The sequence below is a fragment of the Dolomitihabitans soli genome, assembly GCF_022213955.1.
Taxonomy (GTDB): Bacteria; Actinomycetota; Actinomycetes; order Streptosporangiales; family Streptosporangiaceae; genus Streptosporangium_A; species Streptosporangium_A soli.
In genome coordinates, this window is sequence record NZ_JAKNTW010000010.1 from 368206 (window position 1) to 380972 (window position 12767).

General features: G+C 72.0%; 13 protein-coding genes. 4 read left to right on the forward strand and 9 right to left on the reverse strand.

Going from position 1 to position 12767, the window contains the following annotated elements:
• Positions 1–60: 60 nt before the first annotated feature.
• The gene (locus tag MBA17_RS23455) at positions 61–876 is read left to right on the forward strand and encodes a crotonase/enoyl-CoA hydratase family protein (protein WP_238498700.1); all 816 of its coding nucleotides are present in this window, start codon (positions 61–63) and stop codon (positions 874–876) included.
• 149 nt (positions 877–1025) lie between these two features.
• Here MBA17_RS23455 and MBA17_RS23460 read toward each other — a convergent pair whose 3' ends face one another.
• Positions 1026–1190, reverse strand: a complete 165-nt coding sequence (locus MBA17_RS23460; protein ID WP_238498701.1) for a hypothetical protein — start codon at positions 1188–1190, stop codon at positions 1026–1028.
• A gap of 145 nt (positions 1191–1335) precedes the next feature.
• Here MBA17_RS23460 and MBA17_RS23465 point away from each other — a divergent pair, with 145 nt between their 5' ends.
• Complete coding sequence (locus MBA17_RS23465) at positions 1336–2157, forward strand: DUF1206 domain-containing protein (RefSeq protein ID WP_238498702.1); 822 nt, start codon at positions 1336–1338, stop codon at positions 2155–2157.
• Between the two features lie 43 nt (positions 2158–2200).
• On the opposite strand, the gene MBA17_RS23470 is transcribed toward MBA17_RS23465, so the two are convergent.
• Positions 2201–3586, reverse strand: a complete 1386-nt coding sequence (locus tag MBA17_RS23470) for a pyridoxal phosphate-dependent decarboxylase family protein (protein WP_238498703.1) — start codon at positions 3584–3586, stop codon at positions 2201–2203.
• Between the two features lie 120 nt (positions 3587–3706).
• On the opposite strand from MBA17_RS23470, the gene MBA17_RS23475 reads away from it, so the two are divergent.
• Positions 3707–4240, forward strand: a complete 534-nt coding sequence (locus MBA17_RS23475) for a sugar O-acetyltransferase (RefSeq protein ID WP_238498740.1) — start codon at positions 3707–3709, stop codon at positions 4238–4240.
• 330 nt (positions 4241–4570) lie between these two features.
• Here MBA17_RS23475 and MBA17_RS23480 read toward each other — a convergent pair whose 3' ends face one another.
• Positions 4571–4924, reverse strand: coding sequence for a winged helix-turn-helix transcriptional regulator (locus MBA17_RS23480; RefSeq protein ID WP_238498704.1), 354 nt, complete (start codon positions 4922–4924; stop codon positions 4571–4573).
• An 88-nt stretch (positions 4925–5012) separates the two neighbouring features.
• On the opposite strand from MBA17_RS23480, the gene MBA17_RS23485 reads away from it, so the two are divergent.
• A complete protein-coding gene (locus MBA17_RS23485) occupies positions 5013–5636 on the forward strand; it encodes an NAD(P)-dependent oxidoreductase (RefSeq protein ID WP_238498705.1) in 624 nt (207 codons plus the stop codon).
• 78 nt (positions 5637–5714) lie between these two features.
• Here the strand turns inward: MBA17_RS23485 and MBA17_RS23490 are convergent, their stop codons facing one another.
• The 6 genes from MBA17_RS23490 to MBA17_RS23515 form a co-directional block, all read right to left on the reverse strand.
• Positions 5715–6470: a cell division FtsX domain-containing protein gene (locus MBA17_RS23490; protein ID WP_238498706.1), complete on the reverse strand. Its 756-nt coding sequence runs from the start codon at positions 6468–6470 to the stop codon at positions 5715–5717.
• A gap of 224 nt (positions 6471–6694) precedes the next feature.
• Positions 6695–7807 (reverse strand): NAD(P)H-dependent flavin oxidoreductase, encoded by a 1113-nt coding sequence (locus MBA17_RS23495; protein WP_238498707.1) that lies wholly within the window; start codon positions 7805–7807, stop codon positions 6695–6697.
• Between the two features lie 65 nt (positions 7808–7872).
• Positions 7873–8610 carry a decaprenylphospho-beta-D-erythro-pentofuranosid-2-ulose 2-reductase gene (locus MBA17_RS23500; protein ID WP_238498708.1) on the reverse strand — a complete coding sequence of 246 codons (738 nt, stop codon included), beginning with the start codon at positions 8608–8610 and terminating at the stop codon, positions 7873–7875.
• A complete protein-coding gene (locus MBA17_RS23505) occupies positions 8607–9944 on the reverse strand; it encodes an FAD-binding protein (protein WP_238498709.1) in 1338 nt (445 codons plus the stop codon). The genes MBA17_RS23500 and MBA17_RS23505 overlap by 4 nt, the downstream gene beginning before the upstream one ends.
• Positions 9941–10867, reverse strand: a complete 927-nt coding sequence (locus MBA17_RS23510) for a decaprenyl-phosphate phosphoribosyltransferase (protein ID WP_238498710.1) — start codon at positions 10865–10867, stop codon at positions 9941–9943. Before MBA17_RS23510 ends, MBA17_RS23505 begins: the two co-directional genes overlap by 4 nt.
• Positions 10864–12681 carry a hypothetical protein gene (locus tag MBA17_RS23515; RefSeq protein WP_238498711.1) on the reverse strand — a complete coding sequence of 606 codons (1818 nt, stop codon included), beginning with the start codon at positions 12679–12681 and terminating at the stop codon, positions 10864–10866. Before MBA17_RS23515 ends, MBA17_RS23510 begins: the two co-directional genes overlap by 4 nt.
• Positions 12682–12767 lie beyond the last annotated feature (86 nt).

A 12767-nucleotide genomic window follows, 5' to 3' on the forward strand; every position in this document is an offset into this window, starting at 1 on the left:
CGCCGGGACGGCGGTCTAGGATGCGCCTAGCAAGCGCTTGATCAATGTGGAGGCCGCACTGTGGAAGTACTGCCCATCAGCACCCCGCACTGCCGCGTCGAGCGCGACGGCCATCTCGTCATCGTCACCATGGACCGGCCCGAGGCCAAGAACGCGCTCTCCACCGACATGCTGGTCGGGCTCGCCGACGCCTGGGCCTACATCTCCGCCGAACCCGGCGTCCGCGTCGGCATCCTGACCGGCGCGAACGGCACCTTCTGCGCCGGCGCCGACCTCAAGGCCATGGCCGTCCCCTCCGCCGACCCCCGGGTACGGCAACGCGCCTCGGAGATCCCCGACTACCACTGGAAGGGCCTCCTCCGCGACACCGGCGCCCTCCCCACCAAGCCCATCGTCTGCGCCGTCGAAGGCCACGCCGTCGCCGGCGGCACCGAACTCCTCGTCGGCACCGACCTGCGCGTGGTCGCCGAATCCGCCACCCTCGGACTCTTCGAAGCCCGCCGCGGCCTCTTCCCGATGGGCGGCAGCGCCGTCCGCCTCCCCCGCCAGATCCCCTACGCCTTCGCCATGGACCTCCTCCTCACCGGCCGCGCCGTCACCGCCGGGGAGGCCCTCACCATGGGCCTCGTCAACCGCGTCGTCCCCGACGGCCAGACCCTCCTCGCCGCCCGCGGCCTCGCCGCCGAGATCGCCGCCTGCGGCCCCCTCGCCGTCCAGGCGATCCTCCGCACCTACCGCGAGACCCTCGCCCTCCCCGAACCCGAAGCCCTCAAGATCTCAGACGCCCTCGGCTGGCCCGTGATCGGCTCCGAAGACGCCAAGGAGGGCTCCCGCGCCTTCCGCGAAAAACGCCCCGCAACCTATTCCGGCCGCTGATCCGCGTTCCGCTGATCCTTTACGGCGAGCCCACCCGGCGCCCCGCGCCGCACCTGGCCGGTGTCCGTGGCGTCACGCTCCTCCAGTGCGCATGGCCGCGCGCCGCGACGACTCGCCCCTTGGCCATATGGCACCTTCACAACCGCCGGTCAGGCGTTGGATCGCCGTTGGCGGAGCAGCCTGCTCCCCACGAACCAGATCACGGCCGGCACGCAGGCGGCGATGACCACCGCGGTCAGCACGCCGGCGTACTGGTCCACGACCTCCCAGTTCTCGCCGAGCAGTAGCCGGCCATCACGAAGATCGTGTTCCAAGCGCTCCGGTCAGGGCAGCGAGGTAGGTCATGACAGACCTCCCCCAGATGGGACGAGACCGACGGCGCCTCGGCCGAGACCGCCATTCGCGCGGTCGCGGCGACTCCTCGACGACCAAGAGGACACCGGCCAGAAGGGACACTCGATGAACTCCCCCGCACGCGCCGGCCACCAGGCCCGCGCCACCGCACACCAGGCGGCCAACAGCCAGGCCCTCGACCGCCTGGCCCGTCTCGGGCTCGCCTGCCGTGGCGTGCTCTACGCGCTGATCGGCGTGCTGGCCCTGCAGATCGCGTTCGGCGACGGCGGCGGCCAGGAGGCGGACAAGGGCGGCGCGATCTCCACGGTCGCCGAGCTGCCCTTCGGCGCGGTCATTCTATGGATCATGGTCGTCGGCTTCGCGGCCCTGGCCCTCTGGCAGCTCTCCGAAGCGGCGATCGGCCGCCGCGAGACTGTCGACCGGGCCAAGTCGGCCGGTCGGACGGCCGTCTACGTCCTGATCTTCGTCACCCTGCTGGCCGTGCTCCTCTCGGGCGGCGCGGGGTCGGAGGACAAGAAGTCCAAGGACCTCACCAGCACGATCCTCGACCTGCCCGTCGGCCAGGTCCTCGTCGGCCTGATCGGCCTCGGCATCATCGGACTCGGCGTCTACTGGGTCCACGAGGGGGTCACCAAGAAGTTCCGTGAGGAACTCAACCTCGGCCAGATGTCCCCGCGCGCCCGCTCGACGATGGAGCGGCTCGGCCTCGCCGGATACATCGCGCGCGGCGTCATCGCCGGCGTGGCCGGTGTCTTCGTCATCCAGGCCGCGATCGCCTATGACCCGGACAAGACCAAGGGAATCGACGCCACCCTCAGATCCTTCGCCGACACCCCCGTGGGCCCCTGGCTGCTCGTCGTGATCGCCCTCGGCCTCGTCCTGTTCGCCGGCTACTGCTTCGGCGAGTCCCGCTGGCGCCGTACGTGAACACGCACCGTGGAGCATCGAGGACGCCGCCGGCGGAGACGACTCACGAGGCTCGGTGGGCGGCGTCCAGGGCGGCCTTGACCCGGCCGACGTCGTCGGCGGTCGTCTTCCAGCTGCTGAACGCGGCCCGGATCGCCGGGACACCCGCGTAGACGGTGGGAGTGAGGAACGCCTCGCCTGAGGCGCCGACCCGTTCGAGGAGCCGGGCGACGGCGGCGGGGTCAGGCTCGCCGGCCGGTGTGAAGCAGACGACGTTCATGATGACGGGTGCGAGCACGCGCCAGGCGGGATCGGCGTCCAGCAGGCGGGCCAGTTCGCCGGCCCGGTCGACGGAGTCCTGCACGATCTTCCGGTGGCCGTCCAGGCCGTAGGCCAGCAGGGTCATCCACGCGGGCAGGGCTCGCAGGCGGCGGGAGTTCTCGACCGTCAGGTGGACCGGTTCCGGGTGGTCGTCGTCGAGGACTCCCAGGTAGGCGCCGAGGCTGGCGAACACCCGTGCCTGCAGGTCCCGGCGCCGGGTGAACTGGGCGCCGCAGTCGTAGGGGACGTTGAGCCACTTGTGCAGGTCGACGCACACCGAGTCGGCGGCGTCGAGCCCGTCCACCAGGTGTCGCCGGCTGTCCAGCAGCGCGGCGTACGCTCCGAACGCGCCGTCGACGTGCAGCCAGAACGGGTGGCTCTCGCGAAGCTCGGCGAGCGCCGCCAGGTCGTCGAAGTCGACGGTGTTGACCGTACCGGCGTTCGCCACCACGATCACCGGCTCGTCCGGCCGTTCCCGCAGCGCCGTGGCCAGCGCGCCGACGTCCACCGCCTCCCTGCCGGGCCGGGTCGCCACCTGCCGCACCGAGTCGCGGCCGAAGCCCAGGATGGAGGCGGCCTTGTAGACGCTGGCGTGCGGGGAACCGGACAGGATGGTGACCGGCCCCAGGGCGGCGGCTCCCGCGTCGGAGACGATCGTGCCCCGCTGCTCACCGAGCCACTCACGGCCGATGGCGAGCCCGACGAGGTTCGCCGCCGTCGCCCCCGTGACCGTCATCCCGTGGTGCCGGTGGCTCAGCCCGAACATCTCGCGAAGCCATCCGATGGTCTGGCTCTCCAGTTCCGCCGCGCAGGAGTCGCCGGTGGACATGACGTTCTGGTCGAAGACGCTGACGGCCCAGTCGCCGAGAACGGCGGCGGGAGTCGCCCCGCCGGTGACGAACCCCAGGTAACGGGGGCCGGCGCTGCCGGAGAACCCCGGCTCCCAGTCGCGCAGAAAGGTCTCCAGCGCGGCCAGGCCGCCGACGCCTTCCCGAGGCAACGGAACCGGCGGCGGGTGTGCCGCGTCGCCGGCGACGGGCCGGGTGTCGAGTCCCGCCGCTCGTTCCCCCAGCAGCCGGGCCGCGTCGGCGAGCAGACTGGGCAGGTGATCATCCATGGGTGACGACATGGGCCGCAATTCTAGGTCAGCGGCACCTCACGACTCTCCCGGACGAAGCCCGCCGTACTGTGTACGCTCGCCCGTGTGGCTGACCATTTAGCGGACGACACCCGCACCAACCGCGAACGCATGCTGGCCGGCGACCTCTACAACGTCGACGACCCCGAACTTCTGGCGGCCCTGCGAGAGGCCAGCCGGCTCGTCCACCGCTACAGCGAGACATATGCGCAGGATCCGGACGCGGCGCGGCCCCTGCTGGAGAAACTCCTCGGCTCGATAGCCGAGAACGCGTACGTCAAACCGCCCCTCCACGTCGACTACGGCGCCCACATCACCATCGGCCCCGGCACGTTCGTCAACAGCGGGCTGACGGCGCTCGACGTCGCCTCGATCACGATCGGCACCGACGTCCAGATCGGCCCGAACGTCCAGCTGCTCACCCCCACCCATCCCCTCGACCCGGAGCAGCGCCGCAACAAACTGGAGGCGGCCAAACCGATCGTGATCGGCGACAACGTGTGGATCGGCGGGGGCGCGATCGTCCTCCCGGGGGTCACCATCGGCGCCAACAGCGTGATCGGCGCCGGAGCCGTGGTCACGAAGGACATCCCGGCCAACGTCGTGGCCGTGGGCAACCCGGCCCGAGTGATCCGCCACATCTGACCCGCAAGCCGCCAGACGACAGCCGGAAAAGTGCCGGCCCCGAAGACGTACGGCAAGCCCGGTCGGCGCCACGCGCCGTACCGGGCCGGGGTCCGTGGCGCCACGCTCCGCCAGCGGCGCATGGCCGGTCGCCGTCACGACCCGGCCGCCGGCCGTCCGGATGCCGCGAAACCCGCGCGGCGCACGTCCCGGCGTGAGCCGCATCGCCGTCCCGCACGAACGCCTGAGTGAGCCGGAGCGAGCCGGAGCGAGCCGGAGCGAGCCGGAGCGAGCCGGAGAGTGCAGGTGTCAGGCTCGCAGGCCGCTGCGGTCCTGGCGTACCGATCGGGGTCAAAGCGCCGCCGCGCGGGCGGCCATCACCTCGTCGACGTTGGCCTCGGCCCAGTCGGTGATGGCCTTGATCGGAGTCTGCAGGGTCAGGCCGAGGGGGGTCAGCCGGTACTCCACGCGCGGGGGCACCTCGGCGAAGACCTGTCTGGTCAGGAGGCCGTCGCGGGCCATCGCACGCAGGGTCTGGGTGAGGACCTTGGGGGTGACACCGTTGATCATTTTGCGCAGTTCGGTGAATCGGCGTGGGTTGCCGTCACTGAGGGTAAGCACGACAAGCACCGTCCACTTGTCGCCGATCCGGTCGAGGACCAGACGGGTGGGGCAGTTCGGGTCGAAGGCATCTCCGTGCTTCATGGTTTCCAAAGGGTACCAATAGCACGTTGAAGTAACCGATATCCGATGGATACTGTCCAGTTGCTGAGACGCCAGAGGGAGACATTTCATGAGAGTTCTGCTGTTCGGGGCCACCGGAATGATCGGGAGCCGGGTGGCCGCCGAAGCGAGGGCCCGGGGGCACGAGGTCACCGGGGTGACCCGTGGCGGCGCCGGCGAGACGGTGACCGGAGACGCGAGCGACGCCCGCGCCGTGGCCGCGCTCGCCGCCGGGCACGACGCCGTGGTCCTGGCGGTCGCGCCGCCCCGCGACGGCTCGGCGGCGGCGGCCCCGCTGCTCGCGGTCGGGCTCGGCGTGCTCGACGGGCTCCGCAAGGCGGGCGTCCGCCGTCTGCTCGTCGTCGGCGGAGCGGGCAGCCTGGAGGTGGCGCCGGGCGAGCGGCTCGTCGACACGCCGTCGTTCCCCGCCGTCTACAAGAACGAGTCGCTGGCCCAGGCCGAACTGCTGGACCTGCTCCGCGCCCAGGCCGACGACCTGGACTGGACCTACCTCTCACCGGCGGCGGAGATCGCGCCGGGCGAGCGCACCGGCTCCTACCGCCGGGGCGGCGACCAGTTGCTCACCGGCCCCGACGGCACGAGCACCATCAGCGCCGAGGACTACGCCGTGGCCCTGGTTGACGAACTGGAGAACAACACCGCCATCCGCCGCCGCATCACCGTCGCCCGCTAGTGCGGTGTCCACAACCTTCGCCGGGGTCACCACGACCCCGCCGATCGCCACCGCTCCGAGGGTCCTTCTGCTCATCCATCACGCATCCCCCCAAGGCGCCGCAAAAACGCCGGGCAGCCCCTCGGCGAGCTTCCTGACCTTCTCCGCCGCGGCCTCCCCGCCGCCGGCCAGCTTGACGTGGAACTCCTCCGGCGGGTTGGACAGCACCAACTCCCATCCACCGCTCATGCCCCCACGAGCGCTGTGCCTGGCTTCTCGCGACACGAAGGCGAGGTCGGCGAAATAGACCACCGCGACCTCCGGCAGCTCACGCAGGCGCTGGTAGATCGTGTCCTTCTCGTCCTCCGTGGCCGGCCCGCGCCCCGCGCACGGCCCTGAGTCCACCACCCCCTTCTCAGGGCACAGGGAGATCCCGACCTCCGTCTTGCCCGTCCAGAAGTCTGTCGCCAGACCGATCGCCTTGCCCACCCCCGGCATCGCCTCGACCACCGCCTTCAGCGAGGGGAAGTCGTCGCGATCGGCCAGGCCGGCCTTGACGAACGCCGCCTCGCCCACGCCGCCCGGCTCGCGAGTGATCCGCGCGCGCGAGATCCCGGGGATGAGCCGCAGCCTGGCCAGCACGGCTTCGCCATCCTTCTTCGTCGCGAGGGGCCCCCCGTCGCATCTCGGATCGATGGCGTTCTTCGTGCACATGTTGACCTGCACCGTGGCCGTCATCGGCCACGGTCCGGAAGGCGGCGGCGCCGGGCCGTCGCGGAACCAGGGCCCTGCCCACGCTCCTGCTACGGCAGCCGACAGGACGAGCACCGCCGTCGCCCACATCCCACGCCTCATCCAAGCCCTTTCGCGCATCCCGGACGGGAAGACCGAGTGCCGCCCGAGGTGCGCGTCACGCTACGGGGCCGCGTTATACGTCCGATTTAGGTCGATGCGAGCCACAACATCACGTGCCGCAGAGCTGCTCGCCCCGGTACTCGCATCGACCAGCGCCAGGACGGCCGTTGATGTGCTGTACTACCGCATCAGGGCAGGCACCCGCTCGTCCACCTGGGGGCGCCTCATTCGGTGAGATGGGTGAGGCGTTCCGTCGCCTGGAGGTACTCCTCGACCAGGGAGAAGATCACGTCGCGGGTGGAGCGGACCTGGTTCATCGTGCCGATGATCTGCCCGGCCGGGAACGTGGCCAGTTCGGCGGCGTCGGATCGGCCGATGCGGCGCAGGGCCTCGGAGACCAGCATGAACTGGAGGGGCATCGGCAGGGTGCCGGGCGATTCGGTGGTCTCCCAGGCGTCGGTCCACTCGTTCTTGAGCAGGCGGGCGGGCTTGCCGGTCCAGGAGCGGGAGCGGACGGTGTCGCGGGAGGTGGCTTCGAGGATGCGCCGGCGGGCCATCTCGGGTGTGTCGGCCTCCTCGACGGTGAGCCAGAGGGAGCCGGTCCAGACGCCCTCGGCCCCGAGGGCGAGTCCGGCGGCCATCTGCCGGCCGGTGCCGATGCCGCCGGCGGCGAGCACGGGCACGTCCACGGCGTCGACGACCTGCGGGATCAGCACCATGGTGGAGATCTCGCCGGTGTGACCGCCCGCTTCGGTGCCCTGCGCGACGACGATGTCCACACCGACCTCGACCTGCTTGACGGCGTGGCGGGGGGTGGAGGCCAGGGCGGCGACCTTGACGCCCTTCGCGTGGGCGAGTTCGACGACGTCGGCGGGCGGCGGCCCGAGCGCGTTGGCGAGCAGCGCGATGGGGTGTTTGAGCGCCACCTCGACCTGGGGCCTGGCGGTGGCGTCCGTCCAGCCGAGCAGCACCTTGCCCGGATCGCTGTCGGCGGCGAGCGGGGGGACCCCGTGGGAGCTGAGGAGCTTCTCCACGAAGGCGCGGTGGCCGTCGGGGATCATGCCCTGCAGCCTGCCGACGAGGTCCTCGGGGGAGTCGACGCCGAGGTCGGCCCCCGCGTAGGAGGCGGGCATCACCACGTCCACGCCGTACGGCCTGCCGTCGACGTGGTCGTCGATCCACTTGAGCTCCGTTTCGAGCTCCTCCGGGGTGAAGTAGAGGGCTCCCAGCACACCCATGCCGCCGGCCCGGCTGACGGCCGCGACGACGTCCCGGCAGTGGCTGAAGGCGTAGATGGGGAACTCGATGCCGAACATCTCGGTGACTCGTGTCCGCATGGCCTGACTGTACGGCGACGCGACCAGAAACTGCAACGCGTTCTACTCTAGAATGTATCGTCGGTTCAGCGGGGCAGCCGCCGCCACAGTGCGCGGGGCAGCGACCGCATCGCCGTGAACAGCACGCGCAGCCCGCCCGGCACCCAGACGAGCTCCGCCCCGGAGCGCAGCCCGGCCACCACCGCGTCGGCCACGGCCCCCGGGGTGGTGGACATCGGGGCCGGCGACATTCCGGCGGTCATCCGCCCGCGCACGAAACCCGGCCGCACCACCAGCACCCGCGCGCCCGTGCCGTGCAGGGAGTCGCCCAGCCCCTGCGCGAACCCGTCGAGGCCCGCCTTGCCCGCGCCGTAGACGAAGTTGGCCCGCCGTACTCGCACGCCCGCCACCGAGGAGAGCATCACCAGCGTGCCGTGGCCCTGCTCGCGCAGCCTGCGGGCGGCGAACAGGCCCGCCGAGACGTGCCCGCCGAGGTTGACGGCGATCGACTCGGCGGCGGCCACCGGATCCGCGTCGTACTCCCGCTGGGTCCCCAGCACGCCGAAGGCGGAGATCACCACGTCGAGGTCGCCGACCAGCCGCACGGCCTCGTCGACCACCGCGCCATGCGTCTCGGGCCGCGCCGCGTCGAAGCCCACCACGTGCACCTCGGCCCCGTCGATCACCGGCGCCTCCCCACCGCGTACGGCGAGCACCACCCGGCGGGCTCCCCCGCGCACCAGCCGACGGACGATCGCCAGCCCGATCTCGCTGAGCCCGCCGAACACCAGCACCGTGTCGACCGAGCCCAGGGCGTTCTTCACAGGTCAAGCCTCCTGGCCAAGTCGGAACGGAACACGTTATCGGGATCCGCCTCGGCGCGGACCGCGCGCCACTCGCCCAGGCGGGGATACATCGCGGCCATCATGCCGCCCGGCAGCCGGGAGTCCTTGGCCAGGTAGACGCGCCCGCCCGCCTCCGCCACCCAGCCGTCGAACATCCGGAGCAGCCCGGCCAGGCCGCGCCGGCCCGCGGGGACGTCCAGGGCGAGCGTCCAGCCGGGCATCGGGAACGACAGCGGGCCGGGGGTGCCGGGGCCGAGGCGTTTGAGCACGCCCAGGAAGGACGGCACGCCGTCGGCGGAGAGCCTGTCCACGATCCTGCGCAGCGTCTCCTCCGCGCCGTCGGGCACCACGAACTGGTACTGCACGAAGCCGCGCGAGCCGTACAGGCGGTTCCAGCCCTTGATGGAGTCGAGGGGATGGAAGAACGGGCCGAGGCCCTGGATCAGGCCGTGCGCGGGGCGGGCCCGGCGGTACCACGCCTCGTTGAAGGCCCGCACGGTGAGCGGGTTGAGCAGGCCGTTCGGGGCCCAGGGCGGGGCGGTGAGCCTGGTCACGGGGGCGAAGGCCAGCGGGTCCGCGATCCCCGGCAGGTCGTCGCGGGTGGCGTGGTCGCCACGGGTCAGCACGCTGCGGCCCCTGGCCATCAGGTCGATCCAGGCGACGCTGTAGCGGTCGCCGGTGGCGGCCATGACCTCCAGCGTCTCGTCGAGGTCGCGGGTGCGCTCGATGTCGACGCGCATCCGGGAGGTCTCGACGGGCAGGCAGGCGAAGGTCGCCTCGGCGATCACGCCGGTGAGGCCCATGCCGCCGACCGTGGCCCAGAACAGCGGGTCGCCGGGACGCAGGACCCGGGTGGCCCCGTCGGCGGTCACCAGCGTGAGCGAGCGGAGGTGCGCGCCGAAGGAGGAGTCGCGACGGTGGTTCTTGCCGTGCACGTCGGCGGCGATCGCGCCGCCCACCGTGACCTGCCGGGTGCCGGGGCTGACCGGGACGAACCAGCCTCGCGGCACCAGGGCGGTCATCAGCTCGTGCATGCTCACGCCCGCCCCCGCGGTGACGGCGCCCACATCGGTGCCCACGCCGGTGCCCACGCCGGTGCCCACGTCGAGGCTCCAGGACGTCAACGCGGTGCAGTCCACGACCAGGCCCCCCGCGTTCTGCGCCGCGTCGCCGTACGAGCGGCCGAGGCCGCGGGCCACCAACCCGCGCGCGGGCGCACCGGCGACGAGCGCGGCCAGCCCCGCGGTCGTACGAGGGCGGGCGACGGTGGCGGGGGTGGGCGCGGTACGGGCCCAGCCGGTGAGGAAGGTCACGGAAGGTAGATCCCCAGGGTGAGCAGGACGAGCTGGACGGCGATGAAGATCTGTAACGGACGGTCGCGGAGGGCGATCTCCTCCGGCTCCTCCCCGATCCCCCGGTCCACCAGAAGATTGTGCCGCAGCACGATGAGCACGAACGGCACGATGCTCAGCGCGTGGAAGGGACCGAGCTGGTCGTTCAGCGCCCAGAGGCAGTAGGTGACGATGATCGCGCCCGAGCACATGGTCCTGACCTGCGCCAGGTAGGCCGGGGTGTAGGCGGCGAGGGTGGCCCGGGTGCCGGTGAGCCCGTGCGCGCGCAGCTCCGTCTCCCGTTTGCCCGCGACGAGCTGGAGCGACCCGAGCGAGATGACGACCAGGAACCAGCTCGTCACCGGCACGTCCACCGCGACCGCCCCCGCGTAGGCGCGGATCACGTGGCAGCCGGCGACCGCGACCAGGTCGACGACGGGATGGCGCTTGAGCCAATAGGTGTAGGAGAAGGTCAGGGCCAGGTAGCAGGCGACGACGGCGGGCAGCCGCCAGTCTCCCGTGACGGCGGCGACCACCGGGCCCGCCACGACGAGGAGCACCCCGACGATCCTGGCCTGCCGTACCGAGACGACTCCGGCGGCGATCGGCCGGTGTCGTTTGCGCGGGTGCAGCCGGTCGGCCTCGGCGTCGGACGCGTCGTTGAGCAGGTAGGTGCCGCCGGCGGCCAGGCAGAAGGCCACGAAGGCGATCGCGGCCGGCAGCACGCCCGCCGCCGTGTCGAGCACGCCGGCCGCGACGGGCGCCGCCAGCACGAGCCCGTTCTTCAGCCACTGCCGGGGACGGCACGCGCGCACCAGCCCGCGGATCGGCACCCCGGACCCGGGCGGCGCAGCCAGATCGGCGCTCGCACCCGCCCGGCGACCGCTTCCCCCACCGATGCTCATGCGGGGACCATCCACCCCATCACCGCCGCCGTCACGCACACCTTGGCCTCGGGTGAGAGCACCTCGATCCGGAGGGACTTCGCCGCGCCGGTCATCGGCACGTAGATCTTCCCGGTGCCCTGCTCGAAGGTGATCTCCGTCTCGCCGTCCCCGTCGTGGACGAGGGCGGCGGTGGCCAGGTCGGCGGTGTAGGTGAGCCGGAGCACGTCGGAGCCGTCCCGGTGCGGCATCGGCACGTCGATGACGCCGCCGTCGCTGACGAAGCAGCCGGTGGCGTTCTTCGGCACGGCGAATCCGCCGACGACGTCCGCGGGGACGAGCCCGGTCCCCCGGGCGTTCAGCACCATGGGACGGGTGCTCGGCCGGGGATGCCGCATCAGCGCGGCGAGGCCGGGCGGGGCGAGCGGGCTGAGGGTGCGGGAGCTGAGATCCTCGTCGACGACGCCGAAGACGAGCACGTCCTGCGGCAGGCGCTGCGGATAGACGTCGGTGCTCTCCGGCGTACGCGCCAGGGTGGACCTGGCGGCGGCGAGGAACTCCTTGATCTCCACCCGTTCGGCGGCGAGACCCGAGACGTAACGCTGGGCCGAGACGGCGGAGAACGCCACGACGGCGACGATCAGCACCCCGCTCACCACCCGCAGACCGGGCAACCGCCGCCGGTACGGCGCGGCCTCGCCCGCCAGCGGCAGGGTGGCGAGACCGAGGCAGAGGGCGAGCACCGGCGCCGAGTCGGCGAGATAACGCACCTCGCGGGCGAGGGTCAGGACCTCTCCCCTGCCGAGGATCACCGGCGCCAGGTCGACCAGCGGCAGATACAGCACCATGATCAGCCAGGCCCGCCAGGCTCCCCTGCGCACGTACAGGGTGACCAGCACCAGGCCGATGATCACCGTCCAGGCCAGCACGAGCACGGCGGTCGCGGGGGCGGCCATCACCGAGAACCACTCGCCCGGCCCGCCGATCGCCAGGGTGGGGAACGTGATGCCGAGCAGTTCCCCCGCGAAGGATCCGACCTGCGCACCGGTGGGGATCTTCGCCGACTGGGTCAGCTCGCCGAGCTGGGCCAGGAAGATCGCCGAGTAGGCCAGCACCAGCCCGATGCCCCAGGCGAACACCGGCAGGTTCGCGCGCAACACGCGCAGCGGCCGTCCGCCGGAGAAGTACAGGACGGTGATCAGCAGCAGCAGGAGCGGGAGGGCCACCACGGCCTTCACATGGAAGGAGCCGAGGCCCAGCAGCAGCCAGCCCCCGGTCTTGAGCGCGTCGGGCAGCCGCCTGTCCCGCAGGTAGGTCACGTGCGTGGCCACCGACATGGCGATCGCGATCTGGAACGGCACGGCCTGGATCCCCGCCGCCCACCAGTGGAAGGCGGGCACGGTCAACGGCGTGAACAGGTAGAAGGCCAGCGGCAGCAGGATCGCGGGCCTGCGCCCGAACACCACGCTCAACATCCGGTAGACCGCCAGCGACGCGCCCGCCTGCATGATCAGCAGCGAGGCCGCCGCCAGCGTCCAGTTGTAGGCGTCCAGCGCGGTGACCACCCGGACCACGGCCAGCCCGACCGGCATCACGTGCACGGCGTACAGGTTCGTCAGGTAGTCGAGCAGCGGCCCCGGGTCCGACGCCCTGCCGGTGAGGGTCAGGTCGTCGCCGAAGAAGTACGCCTGGTCGAGCAGGCCGCCCCGCCACACCAACTGGACGACGACGAGGACGATCGCGGCGGCCGTGACCAGCCGGGCGCGGCCGGCCGGGCGCGGGGTCTCGCCCGCGCCACGCCGTACCCGCTCGGCGACTGCGGCGAGACGCATCATGCCCCCGCCCCGGGAACGCGCGGGGGCGGGGTCCGCTCTCGCCAAGTCGACGGGCGATGACTCCCGCGCCCTCCGCGGCAGAGAAT

What these genes read in the sequence shown, in the direction of transcription:
- MBA17_RS23465 (WP_238498702.1), top strand. Translation starts at nt 1,336, where the DNA reads ATGAACTCCCCCGCACGCGCCGGCCACCAGGCCCGCGCCACCGCACAC.
- MBA17_RS23470 (WP_238498703.1), bottom strand. Translation starts at nt 3,586, where the DNA reads ATGTCGTCACCCATGGATGATCACCTGCCCAGTCTGCTCGCCGACGCG.
- MBA17_RS23475 (WP_238498740.1), top strand. Translation starts at nt 3,707, where the DNA reads ATGCTGGCCGGCGACCTCTACAACGTCGACGACCCCGAACTTCTGGCG.
- MBA17_RS23480 (WP_238498704.1), bottom strand. Translation starts at nt 4,924, where the DNA reads ATGAAGCACGGAGATGCCTTCGACCCGAACTGCCCCACCCGTCTGGTC.
- MBA17_RS23485 (WP_238498705.1), top strand. Translation starts at nt 5,013, where the DNA reads ATGAGAGTTCTGCTGTTCGGGGCCACCGGAATGATCGGGAGCCGGGTG.
- MBA17_RS23490 (WP_238498706.1), bottom strand. Translation starts at nt 6,470, where the DNA reads ATGAGGCGTGGGATGTGGGCGACGGCGGTGCTCGTCCTGTCGGCTGCC.
- MBA17_RS23495 (WP_238498707.1), bottom strand. Translation starts at nt 7,807, where the DNA reads ATGCGGACACGAGTCACCGAGATGTTCGGCATCGAGTTCCCCATCTAC.
- MBA17_RS23510 (WP_238498710.1), bottom strand. Translation starts at nt 10,867, where the DNA reads ATGAGCATCGGTGGGGGAAGCGGTCGCCGGGCGGGTGCGAGCGCCGAT.
- MBA17_RS23515 (WP_238498711.1), bottom strand. Translation starts at nt 12,681, where the DNA reads ATGATGCGTCTCGCCGCAGTCGCCGAGCGGGTACGGCGTGGCGCGGGC.